Origin of the sequence: Actinomyces gaoshouyii (assembly GCF_002076915.1) — a bacterium.
GTDB lineage: Bacteria > Actinomycetota > Actinomycetes > Actinomycetales > Actinomycetaceae > Actinomyces > Actinomyces gaoshouyii.
In genome coordinates, this window is the sequence record NZ_CP020468.1 from 165881 (window position 1) to 186298 (window position 20418).

Genomic DNA, 20418 nt, shown 5'->3' on the forward strand with positions numbered 1-20418 from the left:
CACGACGGCGGCCGGGATGCCGGGCTCGTCGGAGCGAGCGCGGCGCAGCAGCGCTGCGCCGCTGATGGTCACTCGTTGCCGAGCTTGGAGTCGACGGTCTCGACGGCGGAATCGATCCTCTCGTCGAACTTGCCGCCGGTGACCTTCTTGGCGGCGCCGGCCGCGGCGCCGAGGACCTTGTCGCTGATGGTCTCGGCCTTGTCGCTCTTGAGGGCCTCGCTGGCCTTGTCCCTGAGGTCGTCGATCCCCATGGTGCTCTCCCTTCCGTGAGGGGACGCCGCGCCGGACGGCGCGTGCCCGGCATGATGAAATCAGATACAGTCCCGCAGGGCAAATTGATGATCCCCACAACAGGGTGCGGCAAGCGCGAACAGATGCCTGAGGCCGGGCCCTGCCCCGCCTCGGCCAGGACTCCCGGATCACCACTGCCAGGTGGGGCGCGACGCCTCCGCGGTAGTGGCGGCCAGGCGCAGGGCCTGCTGGACAGCGCGGGGGAGCAGCGAGTGGACGAGTCTGTAGGAGTCCTCGACGAGCTCGTGGGCGGTATCGGCATCGTACCCGGGTGCGGTGAGGTCGATGCTCACCCAGTGCCTCTTGGACTGGTGGAAGCCGGGTTCGGTCCAGGGGATGGAGTGTCGCACGGCGATGGCATCCTCCGGGTCGAGCTTCACGTTGACGATGAGCCTGCCGTCGGTGTGGGTCAGGAGCAGCGCGAAGAGCCGGGGGCCGATGCTCGCCACGCTCGTGCCCCACTCGGGCTTGTGTCCCACCCAGGCCCCGGGAAGCGTGGCCGCGTAGTCGAGGAGCTCCGAGGCGCGCTCCAGGGCGGATCCGGTGGATACCATGTCCGAAGGGTACGTCCGTGGAGCCGGGTCGGATCGTCGCCGTCGGCCAACTGCTGATCATGCCTGTCGCCACGGCGGTGACGGGAGGGCTACTCATCCTCCTGGCACGGCGCCGACGGCAGCTCCAGGGCGGCGACCAGCCCTCCGCCCGGTCGTGGTGCCAGGCTCAGCTTGCCTGAGTGGGCAACCGCTACGGCTGAGACGATCGCCAGGCCGAGTCCATGACCGCTGCCGCGTGTGCGACCTCGGCCCGCGCCGCGCACGAAGGGCTCGCACAGGGTCTCCAGGTCCTCCTCGGATACGAGCGGGCCGGTGTTGGCCACTGAGACCTCGACCGTCCCGCCCTGCCCCGGTGAGCTTGCTCGAGGCTCGGCGCCGCTGATGGTCGTGGACACGCTGCCGCCCGGCCGGTTGTGGCGCACTGCGTTGCGCACGAGGTTGGACACGGCCTGACGCAGCAGTACCGGGTCGCCCTCGACCACGGCGCTCGCGCGCGGCGGGCGGGGCAGGCTCACCTGGTGGCAGCGGGCCTCCTCGGCCGCGTCCGCCAGCACCGAGCGCAGGATCCCCGCCAGGTCCACGCGCTCGTGGGCCAGGGTGCCGGACTGCGCCTGGGCCAGGTCCAGCAGGGCGTCTACCGTCTCCACGTTGGCGCGGTTGGTCTCGCGCACCCGCTCGGCCATGGTCCGCAGCTGCTCGACCGAGGCCTCGGGGTCCGCCAGTGTCACGTCGATCATCGCCTGGGTCGTGGCCAGGGGCGTGCGCAGCTCGTGGGAGGCGTTGGAGGCGAAGCGCCGGTGCGCGGTGAACGAGGCCTCCAGCGATGCCAGCATGTGGTCGAAGGTGTCCGCCAGGTCGCGGATCTCGTCGTGGGGGCCGTGCAGGTCCAGCCTCTGGCCGAGGTCACCGTGCGCCGCACGCCTGGAGGCCTCGCTCATGGCTGACAGCGGCGCCAGCATGCGCCCGGCTACGACCCACCCGATCACGGCGGACAGCAGCGACAGCAGCAGGAGGGCGCCGAGGGAGATGACGAGCATCGTCCTGAAGAACTCGGACATCATGAGCGCCAGGTACAGCTGGATCTCGACGGCGTCGTCCCCCTCCTCGGGCAGGATCGGCTCGAAGCTGACCGGTACGAGCCGCATGTACAGGTAGACGACGGCGGCCAGGACCGTGCCGGAGGCCGTCACCAGGCCCGCGTAACTCAGGGTCAGGCGGGTGCGCAGCGTCAGACGGCGACGGCGCCACGTGCTGGTCCTCCGCACCGCTCCTCAGCTCCCGAAGCGGTAGCCGGCACCTGGGACCGTCTGGATCACCCACGGCTGCCCCAGGCGCTTGCGCAGGTGGGAGATCGTCACCCGGATCGAGCTGGTGAAGGGGTCGGCGTTCGCGTCCCACGCCTTCTCCAGGAGGGTCTCGGCGGATAGTACGCCGCCGTCGGCTTCCATGAGGACCCGCAGGACCGCGAACTCCTTGGGGCTGAGCTGTACCTGTTGCCCGTCACGAGCCACCTCCCTGCGGAAGGGATCCAGGCGCACGCCGTTGGCCTGGAGCACCGGGGTGCGGGCCGGCTGGCTGCGCCGGCCCAGGGCCAGTAGGCGCGCCACGAGCTCGGGGAACTCGAAGGGCTTGGTGAGGTAGTCGTCCGCGCCGATCGACAGGCCCCTGACGCGCTCGTCCAGGGACCTGGCGGCCGTGAGCATGAGGACCCTGGTGCGCGGGAAGTCCGTGACCAGGCGTGCGCAGAGCTGATCGCCGTGCATCCCCGGCAGGTCCCGGTCCAGGACGACGACGTCATAGTCGGTCGTGCTGATCGCCTCCAGGGCCTCCAGCCCGTCGCCGATCACGTCCACGGCCATCGACTCGCGGCGCAGGCCCCGGGCGATCGCCTCTGCCAGGTAGGACTCGTCCTCAACCACCAGGACACGCATGAGATCCCTTCAGCCTTCCTCATCATCCCTCCCAAATCTTACGCGGTGGCCTGGCATCCTCCCGGGATGGGGCCGGGCCCTGCCGCTCACGCGTCCTGCGACTGCTCGAAGGGGCCTTGCCGCTCACGCCGGCGCCGGGAGTGGTGTTATCCCGTCTGCGCCCGGCTTTTACGCTACGACAACAAAGAGGCTCATATTGTCGCAGCCATGTCAGTATCGCCAACAACGTCATCGGCAGCGCCTGCTGCATCCCGCGCCGCGCGTATCGTCGGGCTCGACATCGCTCGCGCGATCGCCCTGATCGGGATGATCATCGCGCACATCATGATGCCGCAGGGAGAGGCAGGGGTGCTCTTCATCGGCTTCCCCTCCGCGCTGTTCGCCGTGCTCGCGGGCGTTTCCCTGTCGATCATGTCCACCCGCGGCGTCCGTGAGGGCGGGACGGCCCTGGCCTCCTCCCGGCACGCACTCATGGTCCGCGGCGCCCTGCTCATCGTCATCCACCAGCTCATCGATCCCTTCTCAGGGGACATCTCCGTCGTGCTGCAGGCTTTCGGCATCTGCTACATCGCCCTCGCCTGTGTCCCGCGGTGGACCAACCGCGCCCTGGCCGTGCTGCTGCTGTGGCTTGCCATCGCCTCCGCCGTCGTGCACGCCGTGTCCTTTATGACCGTCCTGCCTCCCTTCCTCGTCGCCCCCTACCCGGCGGTGACCTGGGCCGCCTACATGGTGGTGGGCGTGCTGGTGCACCGTCTGCTGGTCGCCGCGTCGGTGCCTGCCCAGGCGATGGTCGCCGTGGCCGGTCTCCTGGCCGCCGTGACCGGTACCTACCTGAGCGACGTCGTGAACATCGACTCCGCCTTCCAGGGAAGCCGCGACCGGCTGCTCCTCCTGGCGCTGATCAACCCGGAGACCCACACCGGTAGCTTTGTCGACCTCGTCTCGGCCACCGGCGGCGCTCTGGTGGTCATCAGCCTGAGCCTCATCGCCGGCAGGGCAGGACGGTGGCTGTACCCGCTGCAGGCTATGGGGTCGATGTCCCTGACCGTGTACGTCGTCCACGTGCTGACTGCGGGCGCCGTCCTGACTGCCTCCGGCCCGACGTACTTCCCGATGCTGGCGGTGGGAACGGTCCTGGGGAGCATGGCAGTGGCCATGATCATCCGCACACGCTTCAACCACGGCCCCCTGGAGTGGGCGGTGCGCCGCATCGTGCAGACCGTCTCCTGCACGACCCTGCCGCCCCGGCCCGCCCTCGGGCGCTCCGGAGCCCTCCGCTCCCCGTCCACCGCACAGCACACTGCCACCGACCTGAACTGAAAGGAACACCATGAAAATCCTGCGCCCCATTCGCGCCGTCGTGGCCACCTCGGCCATCGCCCTGACGATCCTGCTCCCGGCGACAGCCGCCCAGGCGCTGGAGTCCAGCACCTTCGCCGAGGAGAATGACGAGTCCAATGCCGTCGTCTCCGAGGAGCTCGGCACGGGTAGTGAGGCGGGTGGCTGCACCGGCGCCGCGATCGCCCCCCACTGGGTGCTCACCGCCCGCCACTGCGTCGACACGTACCCCAACCCCGCCGGGTCGGTGCGCCTCGGCCAGGGAAGCAACCAGCGCACGGTGGCCATCGACCGGTGGGAGGTCGCTCCCGCTGGTGACTTCGCCCTTCTGCACACCGTGGAGGACATGGGCCTGTCCAGCTACCCCACGCTCGCCTCCAAGACCCCTGACTCCGGTGAGGGCACCATGTACGGCTGGTCCGAGGACGGCTCCGGCGGCCAGACCCGCCTGCCCACAGCGCGCGGCAAGATCGAGGGCTTCAGCGAGATCTCCCTCTACGAGGGCGCCCCCTCCATCCAGGTCACGGCGCAGGACGGCGCCAAGACCCAGGCCGGCGACTCCGGGGCTCCCCTGTTCGTCAACGGCGAGCTCGTCGGAGTGCTCTCCGCGAGCCTTGACACCGAGGGCGATGACACGCGCTCCAGTAACGCCGCTTACGCCCAGGTGGCGGAGCAGCGTGAGTGGATCATGGGAGTGGTCGACGGCAGCAACAAGGGCTCGGGCGGGGCCAGGAGCGACGACGCCGTGTCGGGCTCCGACGGGCTGAGTCCGCTGTGGATCGGTGGTGGGGCTGTCGCCCTGGTGGCTGCCGGTGCCGGCACCTACTTTGTCATGCGCCGCCGTCCGGACGCCCAGGAGTCCGAGGGCGGGGACCGCGGCGAGCAGTGAGGCGCGGCTGAGCGGGCCGTTCCGGTCGACCGCTCGAAGCCGGTGGTCCCCACCGCCCCGAATACCGGGGCGGTGGGGACCACCTCGTGGTGCGGGACCGCTCACGGCTCTCCTTCGGCGGGATCCGGCGCCTGCGGGGGAGGACGGGCGAGGATCGCGCAGAGTTGAGTGGAATAGACTCACCCTTGCGGGGGTTGCTCCCGTCGAAGATGCCCGGACCGTCCGGCGGCGTCGCACTCAGGTCCTCAAGGAGGCCCGCATATGGACACCAACTACACCACCCGTGCCCAGGAGGCGATCGGCGGGGCTGCGCAGGCCGCTGCTGCGAGCGGCAACCCGCAGGTGGAGACGAGCCATCTCCTCAGCGAGCTCCTCTCCCAGGCGGATGGCGTCGCACCGGCGCTGCTGGTAGCGGCCGTCGGCGCTGAGCAGCGCACGGCCGTCGGCGCTGCCGCGCGGCGCGCCCTCCTCGCCCTGCCCACGTCCTCCGGCGCCACCACTGGCCGCCCCCAGGCCTCCCGGGCCCTGCTCGCCGCCCTGGAGAGGGCCGCCACCCGGGCCGGGGCCCTCGGCGACGACTACGTCTCCACCGAGCACCTTCTCATCGCCCTCGCCGAGGGAGACCCCGCCGATCCCGCTGCCGGCGCGCTGAGGGAGGCGGGCGCTACCGCGGAGGCCCTGGCCGCCGCGCTTCCCGAGGTCCGCGGCTCCGGGCGAGTGACCTCCGCCAACCCCGAGGGCACCTACAACACCCTCGATAAGTACGGCACCGACCTCACCGGGGCTGCCCGCGAGGGCAGACTCGATCCCGTCATCGGCCGCGATTCCGAGATCCGTCGTGTCATCCAGGTCCTCAGCCGCAGGACCAAGAACAACCCTGTCCTCATCGGTGAGCCCGGTGTCGGCAAGACCGCCGTCGTCGAGGGCCTCGCTCAGCGCATCGTCGCCGGCGACGTTCCCGACTCCCTGCGCGGCAAGCGCCTGATCTCTCTCGACCTGGCCGGCATGGTCGCAGGGGCCAAGTATCGCGGAGAGTTCGAGGAGAGGCTCAAGGCCGTTCTGAAGGAGATCAAGGACTCCGACGGCGAGGTCGTCACTTTCATCGACGAGCTGCACACCGTCGTGGGCGCGGGCGGTGGGAGCGGGGGCGCCATGGACGCCGGCAACATGCTCAAGCCCATGCTCGCCCGTGGCGAGCTGCGCCTGGTCGGTGCCACCACGCTCGATGAGTACCGCGAGCGCATTGAGAAGGACCCCGCCCTGGAGCGGCGCTTCCAGCAGGTCCTCGTCGGTGAGCCCAGTGTGGAGGACACAGTCGCGATCCTGCGCGGCATCGCCCCCAAGTATGAGGCCCACCACCACGTGACGATCTCCGACGGCGCCCTGGTCGCTGCCGCCTCCCTGTCGGACCGCTACATCTCTGGCCGCCAACTGCCCGATAAGGCCATCGACCTGGTGGACGAGGCCGCCTCGCGGCTGCGCATGGAGCTCGACTCCAGCCCGGTCGAGATCGATGAGCTGCGCCGCCGCGTGGACCGCATGCGCATGGAGGAGGCCTACCTCGCCGAGTCCCTCGGGGCCGACGGCCGGGAGGGACCTTCCGCGGGCGGCGCCGACTCCATCGAGACCGCCGCCGACGTGGAGCGCCTCGAGCGCCTTCGCGCTGAGCTCGCTGATGCTTCTGAGGAGCTGGCCGCGCTGATCACCCGCTGGGAGGCCGAGAAGGCCGGTCACAACCGCATCGGCGAGTTGCGAGCCGCCCTCGACGAGCTGTCCACCAAGGCCGACCTCGCTGAGCGCGAGGGCCGCTTCGAGGAGGCCGGGCGCCTGCGCTACGGGGAGATGCCCTCCCTCGAGACCCAGATCCGGCAGGCCGAGGCCGCTGAGACCGCTTCCGCCGTCGCCGGCCCCGACGGCCTCGCGCGCGAGGGCACCGAGCCGATGATCGCCGAGAAGGTCGGCGCCGCGGAGATCGCCGAGGTTGTCGCCGCCTGGACCGGCATCCCCGTGGGGCGCCTGCTCCAGGGCGAGTCCGCCAAACTGCTCCGTATGGAGGGGGTCATCGGTGAGCGCCTCATCGGTCAGAGGGCCGCCGTCGCCGCCGTGTGCGATGCCGTACGGCGCTCGCGGGCCGGCGTGTCAGACCCGGACCGCCCCACTGCGTCCTTCCTCTTCCTCGGCCCCACGGGCGTGGGCAAGACCGAGCTGGCGAAGTCGCTCGCGGACTTCCTCTTCGATGACGAGCGCGCCATCGTGCGACTCGACATGTCGGAATACTCCGAGAAGCACTCGGTGGCCCGGCTTGTGGGCGCGCCTCCCGGGTACGTCGGCTACGAGGAGGGCGGTCACCTCACTGAGGCCGTGCGTCGCCGCCCCTACTCGGTGGTGCTGCTCGATGAGGTGGAGAAGGCCCACCCGGAGGTCTTCGACCTGCTCCTCCAGGTGCTCGACGACGGTCGGCTCACCGACGGCCAGGGGCGCACCGTGGACTTCCGCAACACGATCCTCGTGCTCACCTCCAACCTCGGTTCGCACTTCCTCATCGATCCGCTGCTCAGCCCCGACGAGAAGCGCAGTGAGGTCATGGCGCGGGTCCGCGCCCACTTCAAGCCCGAGTTCCTCAACCGGCTCGACGACACTCTTGTCTTCGACCCGCTGACCAAGGAGGAGCTGGGCCGGATTGTCGAGATCCAGCTCGCCCGGATGGCTGAGCGACTGGCGGACCGGCGCCTCACGCTCATCGTCACCGACGCCGCCCGCCAGTGGCTGGCAGATGAGGGTTACGACCCTGCCTTCGGGGCGCGGCCCCTGCGCCGCCTCGTCCAGCGGGAGATCGGGGACCGCCTGGCCAGGCTCATCTTGGCCGGGGAGGTCCTGGATGGCCAGGAGATCGTCGCAGACCTCAGCGAGGACGGGCCTGCTGCCGGTCTCGCCCTGCGGGCCGTGGGCGCGGGGCGCGCCCCAAGCGCGTCAAGCGCGCCAGCGGGGCCGCCCGCATAGAGCGACGCATCGCGATGGCGCGCCCGGCCAGGAAAAGGTCGGGCGCGCCATCGCGCATAGCGCTCGTGGTGCCGCTCCCCGCGCCCCGCAAAGAGGGCGGGTGGACGAGCATCGGGTACCTGCAGGGGTATGGGTTGCGGGTGATCCTGAATGCCAACCATGTATGTCGGATGACCGTAGGGATGGCGATATCCCACTAAGAGCGGCTCCTATTTCAGGATGTTATTTTTCTGTTACTATTTATGTGAGAAGCGATCCTGAAGGACGTGGGTATAGTATGCCCGATTTCACATGTGTCGTCCGTGAGGAACGAAAAAGGGGCCCCGCACCTCAGTGCGGGGCCCCGGTCGGGTACGGGGGCGCGGTCCCTGAAACGCGCGAGTCCCGAGCGCCGCGGCATGTCATCGGAGTCCCTGATCTCCTCGTGCCGGGGCGTTTCCCGACGGCGTCATCATATGCGACTTGATCGCCGCGAAGCACATTCGTCGCTCAGAAGTTGTCGTGGAATGGGATCTCGCCGAGTCCCGATCCGTTCGAAACGGCGGAGAATCGCCAGATCGGAGCCCCGGCGCCCGCGGGATCACATTTCCGTAACGAGATGTCGGAGCTCATGGATCGGTCCGTGAATATGCCTGACGATCCTCATGAGAAGACCTTCACAGCGCGCTCGCGAATTGGCGGTCCGGATTGACCCCGTGGCCCAGGGCGCGGATCTCCTCGACCAGTCCCCTCTCCAGGCCCTCCCGGGACAGGGAGCAACAGGGGGAGGGGGTTCAACGGTGTTTATCGTGCCCCCCGGTGCTGATCCGGAGACGGCGCGGTGCCGGCAGTGGCGGCACCGCCTGTGGGGGCATCCCGCCGGTCCTCTCGCAGGAGGGCATGGGGCGTCACCGAGGTCAGGTCGGGCACGACGACGAGCCCGGGATCGGCGGGGAACACCTTGGTCGCGCCGATCTGGACCACATGGATCCCATTGGCACGGGCCGAGGCCACGCCCGTCGCCGAGTCCTCCACGACGACGCATTCCGCAGGGGTCAGGCCGAGTCGCTCGACCGCCGTGGCGTAGGGGAGGGGGTCGGGCTTGGCACCCGCGCCGTCGTCCCCCGTGATGGTCACGGCGAACACGTCCCCCAGGGCGCGCGCCACGCTCTCGACGATCCGGCGGGGGGAAGCGGACACGATCGCCTGCGCGACTCCGCGCTGCGCCAAGGCCGAGGTGATCCGCTCCGCGCCGGGGAGCAAGGGAGGGGAGGCCGCCACGCGTGCCCCGACGTCGTCGGCGATCGCGGTGAAGAGATCCCCGGCGGCCGGGTCCGTCCAGTCGGAGACGGCGCCCGTCTCCGCGATGAGTCGCCGCGCCGTCTCGATGGACGCTCCGGTGAGGCGTTCCACGATCCCCCGGGTGGGAGCGCCCCCGGCCTCGCGGGTGCGGGTGACGAAGGCCTCATCCCAGAACGGTTGGGAGTCCATGAGAGTGCCATCCATGTCCCACAGGACTGCTCGGATCGTGAAGCCCGGATGGGAGGGAAGAACTGTGACCGCCATCCCATGAGCGTAGCGCGCGGCGCGTGCCCACGGGGCCTCCCTGTGGCATCGTGGGCACGGAGCATCGATCCGGGAGGAGGCCCGCCCGTGAGCCGTATGGAGCGCCGGGCGACGATGGCGGATATCGCGAGCGCCGCCGGAGTGTCGCGGACCACCGTCTCCTTCGTCCTCAACGACCGCCCGGACTCGCGCATCCCCCAGGCCACGCGGGCGAGGGTCCTCCGGGCCGCGAAGGAGCTCGACTACCGGCCGCAGGGGACGGCGCGCCTCGCCCACCCCCGGTCGAGCAGCGCCCTAGGCGTGGTCACCGACATCCTCACCGGCCCGCAGGCCTCCTCCATCATCCGCGGCATGCAGGACGCCGCCCTGCGCGAGGGCATGCCCTTACTCCTCATCCCCACCACGGGGCGCGCGGAGGACGACCGCCGCGCCGTCGCCTCGCTCCTGGAGCACCGGGTGGGCGCCGTCCTCCAGGCGCGCGCCAGTGGCGCCCAGGTCACCTTGCCGGCCGAGGCCCGTGACATCCCCACGATCCTCGTCAACTGCCAGTCATCGGACAGCGGGCGTCCCAGCGTCCGACCCGATGAGGAGCGCATCGCCCGTCTCGAGGCCGATGCGCTCCTCACCGGGGAGCACCGGGACATCGGCGTCATCGAGATCTCCGGGGCCGACGTCGGTGCCCGGCCCCGGCGTGACGGCTACCGGGCCAGCTTCACGCGCGCCGGGATCGACTGGGATGGCGTTGCCACCGCCGTCGGGTACGGCACCATCCAGGGCGGCTACCGGGCCGCGGGCCAGCTCCTCGACGCCAACCCGTGGACGACCGCCCTCCTGTGCGGCAACAACAGGATGGCGATCGGCGCCTACGACGCTGTGCGCGAGCGCGGCCTGCGCGTGCGCGACGATGTCGCCATCATCGGCATCGACGACGAGGACCTCGCCCCCGTGCAGCTCCGCCCCGGCCTGACCTGCGTGGCGCTTCCCTTCGAGGAGATGGGCAGGGTCGGCGTCGAGCGCCTGGCGGCCATGCTGAGGGGTGAGAGCGTGCCGGCCCGGACCCTGCTGCCAGGGCGGCTGGTGCGCCGCGCCTCCATCTGAGCGCCGGTCCGGGGCGACGTGGGCCGGGCCGGGCCCGAGCCGGCTTGGATCATGGCAGGATCATGGCATGGCAACCCAGGACACCCAGCACTGGGCGGACCCGCAGGACGAGGCCGCGGGCCGCCCGAGCATCGTCTTCCGCTCCGCCTACGACCAGGGATTCGCTCGCGTCGCCGCCGTCACCCTGCCTGTCGTGCCCGGCGACCCGGATAAGAACGCCGCCGCCATCATCGACCAGGCCCGGGCGCTCGGGGAGGACGGCGTCTGCCTCGCCGCCTTCCCCGAGCTGTGCCTAACCGGTTACGCCATCGACGACCTCCTCCACGCCGATGTCCTCCTCGATGCGGCGCTGGCCGCCATCGAGACCATCCGGGCCGCGAGCGAGGACTTCCTTCCAGCGATCGTCATCGGGGCCCCGATCCGCGTGGGCGATCGCCTGTTCAACTGCGCCGTCGTCATCGCCGGAGGGGCCGTGCGCGGCGTCGCCCCCAAGTCCTACCTGCCCACCTACCGCGAGTTCTACGAGGCCCGGCACTTCGCCGCCGGCGACGCTCCTGAGGTCGACCAGCGCCGCGCGCGCCTGCGGGGGGTGCGGGGGCCCGGGGGGCCGGGAGTCACGGGAACCGCTGACGCGACCGTGCCCTTCGGTCCCCACCTGCTCTTCGACGTCGCCGACGTCCCTGGCCTCGTTTTCCACGTGGAGGTCTGCGAGGACATGTGGGTGCCCGTCCCGCCGTCGTCCGTGGCCGCGCTCGCGGGAGCCACGGTGCTGCTCAACATCTCCTCCTCGCCGATCACCGTCGGCCGTGCCGAGGACCGTCACCTCCTGGCGCGCTCCTCCTCGGCCCGGGGCCTGGCCGCCTATGTCTACGCGGCCGCTGGGCAGGGCGAGTCGAGTACGGATCTGGCCTGGGACGGCCAGACCATGATCTACGAGAACGGCGAGTTGCTCGCCTCTTCCGAGCGCTTCCCGGACGGGCCGCGCGCCACCATTGCCGACGTCGATATCGAGGGGATGCGCGCCGAGCGACTGCGTCAGGGGACCTTCGAGGACAACGCCCGCACCTTGGCGCGCGCCGCCGGTGCTGCGCCCGCACCGGGTCCCGCCTCCTTCGCCAACCCCCGGGCCTTCGAGCGCATCGAGATCCCTGCTGCTGATCTGCGCGCGCCTCGGACGGATATTGGGCTGCGGCGGCGCGTGGACCGCTTCCCCTTCGTGCCGGACGATCCGGCGCGCCTGGCCCAGGACTGTTACGAGGCCTATTCCATCCAGGTCGAGGCGCTCGTCCAGCGCCTGCGCGCCATCGGCAACCCCAAGATCGTTATCGGCGTTTCAGGGGGGCTCGACTCCACCCAGGCTCTCATCGTGGCCGCCCGCGCCATGGACCGCCTGGGCCGCCCCCGCTCCGACATCCTGGCCTACACGATGCCCGGCTTCGCCACGAGCGCCACCACCCGCCGCAACGCCGAGGACCTCGCCGTCGGGCTCGGCTGCGCCTTCTCTGAACTCGACATCCGCCCCACCGCCACGCAGATGCTCACGGAGATGGGGCACCCCTACGGGCGCGGCGAGCGCGGTCCCGAGGTCTACGACGTCACTTTCGAGAACGTCCAGGCAGGACTGCGCACCGACTTCCTGTTCCGTATCGCCAACGCCCGTGGCGGGATCGTGCTGGGCACGGGGGACCTCTCCGAGCTGGCGCTGGGTTGGTGCACCTTCGGCGTGGGCGACCACATGGCCCACTACGGGGTGAACGCGGGGATCCCCAAGACCCTCATCCAGCACCTCATCCGCTGGGTGGTGGCCGAGCGGATCTTCGACGAGGCCGTCGGGCGCACGCTGCTGTCCATCCTCGACACCGAGATCAGCCCCGAGCTGGTGCCCGGTAGTCAGGACGAGCCCATGCAGTCCACTCAATCGCGGATCGGCCCCTACGCCCTCCAGGACTTCACCCTGTGGCACGTGCTGCGCAGGGGCTCGCGGCCCAGCCGGATCGCCTTCCTGGCGGAGAAGGCCTGGTCCAACGCCTCCGAGGGCGATTGGCCGCAGGGCCTGCCCGAGGCGGACCGGGTCGCCTACGCGCTTCCGGAGATCCGGCGTTGGGAACTGCTGTTCCTCAAGCGCTTCTTCGCCAACCAGTTCAAGCGCTCGACCCTGCCCAACGGCCCGAAGGTCGTTGCCGGGGGATCGCTGTCCCCCCGCGGGGACTGGCGCATGCCCTCCGATGTGAGTGGCACCGCCTGGATCGCCGAGCTCGAGCGCAACGTCCCCCAGTCCTAGTCCTCCTCCGTCCCGCCCGCCTTCCCCTCGCCGAGACCGGTCGATATCAAGAGCGAGACCGGTCCGCCATCCACAGGGATGATGGCCGGCGTCCACGCACCAGCCCTGTCTGTGGATATTGGGCCGGTCTCGCTCCCATTTTCGACCGGTCTCGGCGAGAGGGCTAGGGGGTCAGGCGGCCGGTGACGGGATCCAGGTAGTACCAGGCACCGTCGATCCACTGCCAGCCTGCGGTCATCGCCCCGTCGGGGGCCAGGTAGTACCAGTGGCCGGCCACGGCGATCCAGCCGGTCAGCATGTGACCCCAGGCCGGCTCGAGGAAGTACCAGTGACCGTTGACGGCCTGCCATCCCGTGGCCATGGTGCCGTCGGGGCGCAGGTAGTACCACAGGTTGCCGACCCTCGCCCATCCGGTGGCCATGGCCCCGGTGGCGGGGTCGAGGTAGTACCAGGAGCCGTCGTCCTTGAGCCAGCCCTTCACCGCCTGGCCCGTGGCCGGGTCGATGTAGGTCCACGCGCTACCGGTCCACACCCACCCCGTTGACGGAGCCGGGTCCGGGTCGGGACTGGGCGCCGGGGAGCGGTAGTCGGCCAGCGCCTGCGAGGTGAGGCCTGTGGCCACCGCCACGCCGCCCTCGGAGAACAGGCTCACGCCCGTGGCGTCCTGCGAGGGGTAGACGGCGGAGGTGATGACCGCCTCGCCGTCGTTTGCGAAGACCTCCACGCTGGAGCGGTCCACCACGAGGCGCAGACGCAGCAGACCATCGGCGCCCAGGCTCACCGGAGCGCGCGAGATCGAGGGGAAGGCGGGGCTGAATCCGACCTCCCCGGAATGGGTGCGATCGACGTAGACCTGCCCGATCTGCGCGTCGTAGCCGACGATCGTCTCCTGGCTGTCGCCCACGAGGACCTTGACCCCCGCGCGCGCCGAGGAACCAGGATCGAGCGTGAGGCTGAGGTCATAGGACGAGCCCGCTGCGGAGGGGAGATCGACGGCGCCGTCCACGGTGAGCCCCGATGCCGTCACCGGCTGGCCCGAGTGGAGGGTGGCCAGCGCCTCCACCGGGGTGGACACCACGCGGAGCTGCCCGCCCACGGTGCGCAGCTTGTACGTCCGGGGCAGGGTCATCGCGGTGCGCCATGTGCTCGTGGGGGTGCCGTTGACGTACGACCAGTTCGACATCCACCCGATTCCGTAGCGCTTGCCGTTGGGGGCGCCGTTCCAGGTGACCGCCGCGTAGTTGTCCCGGCCCTGGTCGAGGATCGGCATGACATCGCGCTGGGAGAAGCCAGCCGTGCTCGACGCGGTGATCGAGTCGACGAGGATGTGCCCGTACTCGGAGGTCGCGTTATTGTCCTCGATGACGAGCGTCGCCTGCTTGCCCTGCCAGGAGCGCAGGTCAAGGCTCGTCCAGTCCAATGACTCGCTCTGACTTCCCGTGGCGGAGGCGACGACGGTGCCGTCCACCACGACGTTGACCGAGGTGTTCGAGGCCGACGGCGTGGCGGCCCGATCCGACAACCGCACCTCGTCGAGAAGGATGTGGCCCCAGCCGCCGGTCGCTGTGTCGGTCACGACGATCGTTGCCTGGCTGCCCCGCAGGTCGGAGACGTCCCAGCTCTGCCAGTTGAGCTCTTCGAGGTCGCGGCCCGAGGCGCTCCTGACCACCTGCCCGTTGACGACGAGGTCCACCGTGGTCTGCCCGGCGCCCGAGGCGGCCGTGGCGGAGCCGCCGCCGATATGCAGGTTGATGTGGTCGGCGTCGATCGTGAAGGCAGGTGAGGTCGCAGTGCCGGTGGTCTCATCTGTGCCCCGTCCACTGGCCGAGTCGTAGTACGAGTTGAGCAGGCCCGGGCCGCGCTGGTTGATCACCGCTTGCTGAGGCGGGTTGGCGCCGGTGGACGGGGCGGTGCCGAAGGCGTTGCCGGTCACGGTCCAGCCGTCCCAGGTGCCGGAGTCGAAGCCGGTCAGGAGCGTGCCGCCCCCGTCGTCGCCGGTGGCCGCGGCGTCGTAGGGGTGCTTGCCGCCGCCCACGAGCATGTTGAGGTAGGGGGCGGAGATGGTGAACGGAGCGGAGGTGGCCGAGCCGGTCGCGGCATCGGAGCCCTGGCCGGTGGACGCGTCGTAGAAGGTGTTGACCAGGCCGGGGCCCTGCTGCCCGGTGAACGGCTGCTGGCCGGGCGTGGCGCCGGTGGACGGGGCGGTGCCGAAGGCGTTGCCGGTCACGCTCCAGCCGTCCCAGGCGCCCGAGTCGAAACCGGCCAGGACCGTGCCCTCGCTGCCGTCGTAGGAGGGCAGGGGGTCGGCGGTGAAGGCGGAGCCGTTCCAATCACCGACGAAGTACTTGGTCTGCCCGACCTGTCCCGCTACGGACAGGGAGAGCACCCACTTGACCTCGGTGGGGTCGTCGTCGACGGCGAGGGGGAAGAAGTCGGGGCACTCCCAGACGGCGGTCGTGTCGCCCACGCCGCCGAACTCGGATTCGAAGCTCCAGTCGATGAGGTTGGGCGAGGAGTAGAAGCGCACCTTGTGCTCTGTGGCGACGACGGCCACGAGCACCCAGCGCTGGGACACCGTGTCCCAGAAGACCTTGGGGTCGCGGAACTCCTTGGAGCCGATGTCGAGCACAGGGGCGGCGTTATTGAGATTGGTCCAGGTCATCCCGTGGTCCGTGGAGTAGGACAGGGACTGGGCCTGGATGCCCGTGGCATTGTCGGCGCGGGTCCACAGTGCCACCAGCGGCGGCGCCTCGGGGGTGCCGAGGCCCGAGGTGTTGGTCGCGTCGTAGACGGCCGAGCCGGAGAAGACTCCGTAGGCATCCGTCGCGGGGATGGCGACTGGCTGCTCGGTCCAGTGGATGAGGTCGAGCGAGGTCGCATGGCCCCATGACATGTTGCCCCAGGCGAGGCCGTAGGGGTTGTACTGGTAGAAGAGGTGATAGGTGCCGTTCTCATAGACGAGGCCGTTGGGGTCGTTCATCCAGTTCGCGGCGGGGGTGTAGTGGGCCCGGGGCCGCCAGGCCTCGCTCCGGGAGGCGTCGGCGGCCGTTGCCGGGGATGGGGTGGTGCCGAGCAGAACCCCGGAGAGCATCAGGGCGAGCGCAGCGGTGAGGGCGACGACAAGGGGCGATCGTCTCATGGCATCTCCTTCGATGGCAGGGCTGGGTTGTGCATGCGCCCAGCTCAGACCCATTCTGGCGAAGTGGGGCGCGCGGGGGTGCCGATCGCATCGCCGGAGGGCTCCTGTTATCAAGCCGTGATCTTCATGGGGCGGTTGAGCGGTGGGCTGCGAGGCGCAGGGGCCGGTGCTGCCTGGTGCTGGACCGCTCGCGCCAGCACTTGCGACCGGTTTCGGTGCTGTTTTCGACCGGTCTCGGCGAGGAGGGGGCGGACGGCGGTCGGATCGACATAAATGTGACAAAGATTACATCTAGCGCTCATGTTAGCGGCGGCCTCATGTGAGCCATGCAATATCGATGGCGTGGCGGGCGTCTCATTGCTAACACTTGGGCTCGCGCGTTGCTAACGCAAGTTATCTCCGGTGATACCGGGGCCCAACGAGCCCTATCGGCCGGTGAGAGCGCCTATTGTCCCTGTCGCCACATCGTTTGCCGACGTCGGGCCCGCTCGCCGTCGGCCCGACTGGAAGGCGGTTATCCGTGGTATCCGTGATCATCGCTGCTCATGGGCGTATGGCGGAGGGGCTGCTCGGCTCCTCCGCCATGATCGTCGGCCCGAGCGACGACGTCGTCGCCATCACCTTCGAGCAATCGGAGGGGCCTGACAACCTCCTCGCCAAGTACGCCGCGGCCGTTGAGGCCTCGCCGTCCGAGCAGCACCTCATCCTGTGCGACCTCTTCGGCGGGAGCCCCTACAACGCCGCGGCGCGCTTCGCAGCGGAGCGCCCCGACGCCGACGTCGTCTCCGGCGCCAATCTGCCCATGCTCGTCGAGGTCCTCGCCCGCCGCATGGCCGGCGCGAGCCTGCCCGAACTCGTCGAGGTCGCCCGCACCGCCGGCAGGGCCGGCATCAAGATCCTCTCCGAGGAGTACACCCCCACCACCCCCACCATCTCTGACGACGAAGGAGACGAGCTCTGATGGACATCAAGCTCCTGCGTATCGATTCCCGCCTGGTTCACGGACAGGTCGCCAACAACTGGGCGGGCTCCCTGGGCGCCGAGGCGATCCTCGCGGTCTCGGACAGCGCCGCCAACGACGAGCTGCGCAAGTCCCTCCTCCTTCAAACCGGTGGTGGCAAGGTGAAGGTCCACGTCCTGGGCGTGGAGAAGGCGGCCAGGGTCTACAAGAACCCCAAGTACGCCGCCCTCAAGGCCATCATCGTCGTCGAGACGCCCGGGGACATCGTCCGCCTCCTCGACCTCGGGCTCGAGGCCGGCGAGGTCAATGTGGGCGGCATGACCTTCAAGCAGGGGACCTCGCAGGTATCCCAGGCCGTCTACGCCTCCCCCGAGGATGTCGCCGCCTTCGCCGAGATCGACTCGCGCGGCATCCTCCAGTACATCCAGCAGGTCCCCTCCACGGGTCGCTCCGACCTCATGCCCACCCTCAAGTCGAAGGGGCTGCTATGAGGCCGGCCTCGCGCTGAGCCCATGCGAAAGGTTCTCCCATGCATGACATCTCCACAATCCAGATCATCCTGGTCACCATCGTCGCCTTCGTCGCGGGGCTGGGAAGCGTCCTCGACGAGCGCCAGTTCCACCGTCCCCTCGTCGCCTGCACCCTGACGGGACTCGCCCTGGGCCAGCCCACCGTCGGCATCGTCGTCGGGGGCACCCTGGAGCTGATCGCGCTGGGCTGGCTGAACGTCGGCGCCGCCATGGCCCCCGACGCGGCCCTGGCCTCGACCGTCTCCACCGTCATCGCCGTCGCCTCCATGGGCGGCGATGGCGGTACGAAGGCGGCCATCGACGCCGCCATCAGTGTCGCCGTCCCACTCGCCGTCGCTGGTCAGGCCCTGACGATCTTCGTGCGAACAATCGCAGTGTTCTTCGCCCACCAAGCCGATCGATACGCCAAGCAGGCCAACTACCGGGGCATCGTGGTCATGCACTTCGCCGCCCTGGGCCTCCAGGGCCTGCGCGTGGCCATCCCCACCGCGATCGTCGCGGCGCTGGCCTCCGGCGACGCCGTCCACAAGGCGCTGGACGCCATCCCCGAGGTCATTACCAAGGGCCTGGGAATCGCCGGCGGGTTCATCGTCGTCGTCGGATACGCGATGGTCATCAACATGATGAAGGCGCGCAAGCTCATGCCCTTCTTCTTCCTGGGCTTCGTCTTCGCCACCTTCGCCACGACGATTGCCGGCAGGGGCTCCGTCTCCGACCCCCAGGGCGCCGGAGACATGGCGAACTGGGTCCTCCAGGTCATGCCGACAGGAGTGACGCTAGTGGGCCTGGGCATCGTGGGCGCCTGCCTCGCCGTCATCTACACCCAGCTCAACCCCGAGTTCGCCAAGCCGGCCCCCGCACCCCAGCCGGCTCCCACACCCGCCGGTGGTGCCTGGGCGGACGATGACCTCGACGACGAGCTCGACTGAGTGAATGGAGAACGTGATCATGACTTCCACCACGACCGCCGCCCCTGAGCGCGCCCTGACCAACAGGGACTTGCAGTCCATGTACTGGCGCTCGACGACGCTCCTGGGCTCCTTCAACTTCGAGCGCATGCAGGCGATGGGCTTCTGCTTCACCCTCATGCCCGCGATCAAGAAGGTCTACAAGGGCGACAAGGCCGCCCAGGCCGCCGCCCTCGAGCGCCACCTGGAGTTCTACAACACCCACCCGTGGGTGTCCTCCGTCGTCTTCGGCATCACCGCCGCCATGGAGGAGCAGCGCGCCAAGGGCGAGCCCATCGGCGACGACACCATCACCAACGTCAAGATCGGCCTCATGGGGCCGCTCGCCGGAGTCGGTGACCCCATCTTCTGGGGAACCGCCCGGCCCGTCCTCGCGGCCCTGGGCGCCTCGCTGGCGCTCGACGGCTCCATCGTGGGGCCGCTGCTGTTCTTCCTGGGCATCAACGTCCTGCGCGTGGCCACGCGCTGGTACGGGCTCAAGCTCGGCTATGAGCGGGGCACCGCGATGGTCACCGAGGTCGGCGGCGGCCAGCTCAAGAAGATCACCCAGATGGCCGCCGTCATGGGGCTCTTCGTCATGGGCGCCTTGGTCTCGAAGTGGACGACGATCAACTTCCCGGCCGTGGTCGCGTCGGTCGAGGACAGGGACACCGGCGTCGTGGCCGACACGACGCTGCAGATGATCCTCGATCAGCTGCTGCCGGGACTGGCCGCGCTGGGCCTGACCTTCCTGTGCATGTGGCTGCTCAACAAGAAGGTCAACGCGCTGTGGATCATCCTGGGCATGTTCGTCGTCGGCATCCTCGGCGCCTGGACGGGCCTCCTCGGCTGAGCCGAACCGGGCCCCATGCCCTAGGCTGCGAGGGGCGCGCGGAGCACCGCTCCCGCGCCCCTCGCGCGTACAGGCGCCGTGCCCGCGCCAGGCCCGAGCAAGCCCGGAGATCCGCCAGTCCAGCCAGAAGCCCAACGGAGGGCCCATGCGACGCCTCATCGTCACCGACCTCGACTCCACCATCATCTTCAACCGCGGCGTCTCCCGGGCGGACCGCGAGGCCATGACGCGCTGGCGGGCCGCCGGCAACCTGCTCGCCATCGACACCGGCAAATCCATCTTCGCCGCGCGCGGCGTCCTGGAGCCCGAAGGCGTGCGCTTCGACTACGGCATCGTCTTCACCGGTGCCGTCCTCATCGACAGCGACTACCGGGTCCTCGCGGCCCGTTATCTCCCCGATGGAGTCGCCCGCGCCATTGTCGAGGACACCGCCGAACTGCCGGGTGTGACCACCTACGCCACCACGATTGCACAGGACTACATCCTGGCTGACAACAACGGTGACGCATCCCCCATCCTCCAGGTCTTCGAACCCATGAGTGCCGCGCAGATGGGCGAGCATCGCTTCATCGGAGTGCCGCTGCGCGTCACCGACGACTTCCTGCGCGAGCGCATCGAGATCGAGGCCGCCGAGCGCTGGGGGACGGGGATCGAGTGCCATCGCAACCTCGAGTTCCTCGACATCGTGCCGACCGGATCCTCCAAGGGGCACGGGCTCGCCGAGCTCCTCGCCGGTCCCCTGGCGGACACCCGCGCCTCGGAGGGTCTCGAGGTATGGACCATCGGGGACTCCTACAACGATGTCTCCATGCACGCCCTCGCGGACCACCCCATCACCCTGCCTTGGGCCCCGCCCGAGGTGAGCCGGGCCTGCGAGCGCGTGGTCGGCTCCATGGCCGAGCTCATCGACGGCCTCCTCGGTCAGGCTCCGCCGCTTCCCTGAGATGTGATGGCCGTCATCGCCCTGGTATCAGGGTTGCATGCCGCGCCGCCTCCACGCCCGCCGCCGCTCCTCCCAGCGCGTCCCCATCAACTACGCCATCTACTGCTTCGGCGCCGAG

16 protein-coding genes are annotated in these 20418 nt (G+C 69.7%); 10 read left to right on the forward strand and 6 right to left on the reverse strand.

Going from position 1 to position 20418, the window contains the following annotated elements; genetic code table 11:
* Positions 1-68 precede the first annotated feature (68 nt).
* The 4 genes from B6G06_RS00640 to B6G06_RS00655 form a co-directional block, all read right to left on the reverse strand.
* The gene (locus B6G06_RS00640; RefSeq protein ID WP_080462869.1) at positions 69-251 is read right to left on the reverse strand and encodes an Rv0909 family putative TA system antitoxin; all 183 of its coding nucleotides are present in this window, start codon (positions 249-251) and stop codon (positions 69-71) included.
* 168 nt (positions 252-419) lie between these two features.
* Entirely contained in the window at positions 420-845 is a 426-nt protein-coding gene (locus tag B6G06_RS00645) for an MmcQ/YjbR family DNA-binding protein (RefSeq protein ID WP_081170452.1), read from the reverse strand.
* A gap of 89 nt (positions 846-934) precedes the next feature.
* Positions 935-2110: a sensor histidine kinase gene (locus B6G06_RS00650; protein ID WP_080462867.1), complete on the reverse strand. Its 1176-nt coding sequence runs from the start codon at positions 2108-2110 to the stop codon at positions 935-937.
* 6 nt (positions 2111-2116) lie between these two features.
* Entirely contained in the window at positions 2117-2776 is a 660-nt protein-coding gene (locus B6G06_RS00655; RefSeq protein WP_080462866.1) for a response regulator transcription factor, read from the reverse strand.
* Between the two features lie 324 nt (positions 2777-3100).
* Here B6G06_RS00655 and B6G06_RS00660 point away from each other — a divergent pair, with 324 nt between their 5' ends.
* From B6G06_RS00660 to B6G06_RS00670, 3 genes are all read left to right on the forward strand, one after another.
* Positions 3101-4096 carry a DUF418 domain-containing protein gene (locus B6G06_RS00660; RefSeq protein WP_164505171.1) on the forward strand — a complete coding sequence of 332 codons (996 nt, stop codon included), beginning with the start codon at positions 3101-3103 and terminating at the stop codon, positions 4094-4096.
* A gap of 10 nt (positions 4097-4106) precedes the next feature.
* The gene (locus B6G06_RS00665) at positions 4107-5003 is read left to right on the forward strand and encodes a S1 family peptidase (RefSeq protein ID WP_080462864.1); all 897 of its coding nucleotides are present in this window, start codon (positions 4107-4109) and stop codon (positions 5001-5003) included.
* Positions 5004-5264: 261 nt separating this feature from the next.
* The gene (locus B6G06_RS00670; RefSeq protein ID WP_080462863.1) at positions 5265-8003 is read left to right on the forward strand and encodes an ATP-dependent Clp protease ATP-binding subunit; all 2739 of its coding nucleotides are present in this window, start codon (positions 5265-5267) and stop codon (positions 8001-8003) included.
* Positions 8004-8786: 783 nt separating this feature from the next.
* Here the strand turns inward: B6G06_RS00670 and B6G06_RS00675 are convergent.
* On the reverse strand, positions 8787-9548 hold the full coding sequence (locus B6G06_RS00675) for an HAD family hydrolase (RefSeq protein WP_081170456.1): 762 nt from the start codon (positions 9546-9548) through the stop codon (positions 8787-8789).
* Between the two features lie 96 nt (positions 9549-9644).
* On the opposite strand from B6G06_RS00675, the gene B6G06_RS00680 reads away from it, so the two are divergent.
* A complete protein-coding gene (locus B6G06_RS00680) occupies positions 9645-10646 on the forward strand; it encodes a LacI family DNA-binding transcriptional regulator (protein ID WP_240494108.1) in 1002 nt (333 codons plus the stop codon).
* 67 nt (positions 10647-10713) lie between these two features.
* Positions 10714-12927, forward strand: a complete 2214-nt coding sequence (locus B6G06_RS00685) for an NAD(+) synthase (RefSeq protein WP_081170458.1) — start codon at positions 10714-10716, stop codon at positions 12925-12927.
* A 163-nt stretch (positions 12928-13090) separates the two neighbouring features.
* On the opposite strand, the gene B6G06_RS10595 is transcribed toward B6G06_RS00685, so the two are convergent.
* Positions 13091-16066, reverse strand: a complete 2976-nt coding sequence (locus B6G06_RS10595) for a GH32 C-terminal domain-containing protein (RefSeq protein WP_164505172.1) — start codon at positions 16064-16066, stop codon at positions 13091-13093.
* A gap of 520 nt (positions 16067-16586) precedes the next feature.
* On the opposite strand from B6G06_RS10595, the gene B6G06_RS00695 reads away from it, so the two are divergent.
* The 5 genes from B6G06_RS00695 (at position 16587) to B6G06_RS00715 (ending at position 20300) form a co-directional block, all read left to right on the forward strand.
* Positions 16587-17027, forward strand: coding sequence for a PTS sugar transporter subunit IIA (locus tag B6G06_RS00695; RefSeq protein ID WP_081170462.1), 441 nt, complete (start codon positions 16587-16589; stop codon positions 17025-17027).
* Complete coding sequence (locus tag B6G06_RS00700; protein ID WP_080462858.1) at positions 17027-17518, forward strand: PTS sugar transporter subunit IIB; 492 nt, start codon at positions 17027-17029, stop codon at positions 17516-17518. The genes B6G06_RS00695 and B6G06_RS00700 overlap by 1 nt, the downstream gene beginning before the upstream one ends.
* A gap of 38 nt (positions 17519-17556) precedes the next feature.
* Complete coding sequence (locus tag B6G06_RS00705) at positions 17557-18486, forward strand: PTS mannose/fructose/sorbose transporter subunit IIC (protein WP_081170464.1); 930 nt, start codon at positions 17557-17559, stop codon at positions 18484-18486.
* 19 nt (positions 18487-18505) lie between these two features.
* Entirely contained in the window at positions 18506-19357 is an 852-nt protein-coding gene (locus tag B6G06_RS00710; protein ID WP_095532502.1) for a PTS system mannose/fructose/sorbose family transporter subunit IID, read from the forward strand.
* A 145-nt stretch (positions 19358-19502) separates the two neighbouring features.
* Positions 19503-20300 carry an HAD family hydrolase gene (locus tag B6G06_RS00715; protein ID WP_080462856.1) on the forward strand — a complete coding sequence of 266 codons (798 nt, stop codon included), beginning with the start codon at positions 19503-19505 and terminating at the stop codon, positions 20298-20300.
* Positions 20301-20418: the final 118 nt, after the last annotated feature.

Excerpts from the sequence above, each read along its gene's own strand:
- B6G06_RS00640 (WP_080462869.1), bottom strand. The coding sequence starts at position 251 with ATGGGGATCGACGACCTCAGGGACAAGGCCAGCGAGGCCCTCAAGAGC.
- B6G06_RS00645 (WP_081170452.1), bottom strand. The coding sequence starts at position 845 with ATGGTATCCACCGGATCCGCCCTGGAGCGCGCCTCGGAGCTCCTCGAC.
- B6G06_RS00655 (WP_080462866.1), bottom strand. The coding sequence starts at position 2,776 with ATGCGTGTCCTGGTGGTTGAGGACGAGTCCTACCTGGCAGAGGCGATC.
- B6G06_RS00660 (WP_164505171.1), top strand. The coding sequence starts at position 3,101 with ATGATGCCGCAGGGAGAGGCAGGGGTGCTCTTCATCGGCTTCCCCTCC.
- B6G06_RS00665 (WP_080462864.1), top strand. The coding sequence starts at position 4,107 with ATGAAAATCCTGCGCCCCATTCGCGCCGTCGTGGCCACCTCGGCCATC.
- B6G06_RS00670 (WP_080462863.1), top strand. The coding sequence starts at position 5,265 with ATGGACACCAACTACACCACCCGTGCCCAGGAGGCGATCGGCGGGGCT.
- B6G06_RS00675 (WP_081170456.1), bottom strand. The coding sequence starts at position 9,548 with ATGGCGGTCACAGTTCTTCCCTCCCATCCGGGCTTCACGATCCGAGCA.
- B6G06_RS00680 (WP_240494108.1), top strand. The coding sequence starts at position 9,645 with ATGGAGCGCCGGGCGACGATGGCGGATATCGCGAGCGCCGCCGGAGTG.
- B6G06_RS00685 (WP_081170458.1), top strand. The coding sequence starts at position 10,714 with ATGGCAACCCAGGACACCCAGCACTGGGCGGACCCGCAGGACGAGGCC.
- B6G06_RS10595 (WP_164505172.1), bottom strand. The coding sequence starts at position 16,066 with ATGAGACGATCGCCCCTTGTCGTCGCCCTCACCGCTGCGCTCGCCCTG.
- B6G06_RS00700 (WP_080462858.1), top strand. The coding sequence starts at position 17,027 with ATGGACATCAAGCTCCTGCGTATCGATTCCCGCCTGGTTCACGGACAG.
- B6G06_RS00705 (WP_081170464.1), top strand. The coding sequence starts at position 17,557 with ATGCATGACATCTCCACAATCCAGATCATCCTGGTCACCATCGTCGCC.
- B6G06_RS00710 (WP_095532502.1), top strand. The coding sequence starts at position 18,506 with ATGACTTCCACCACGACCGCCGCCCCTGAGCGCGCCCTGACCAACAGG.
- B6G06_RS00715 (WP_080462856.1), top strand. The coding sequence starts at position 19,503 with ATGCGACGCCTCATCGTCACCGACCTCGACTCCACCATCATCTTCAAC.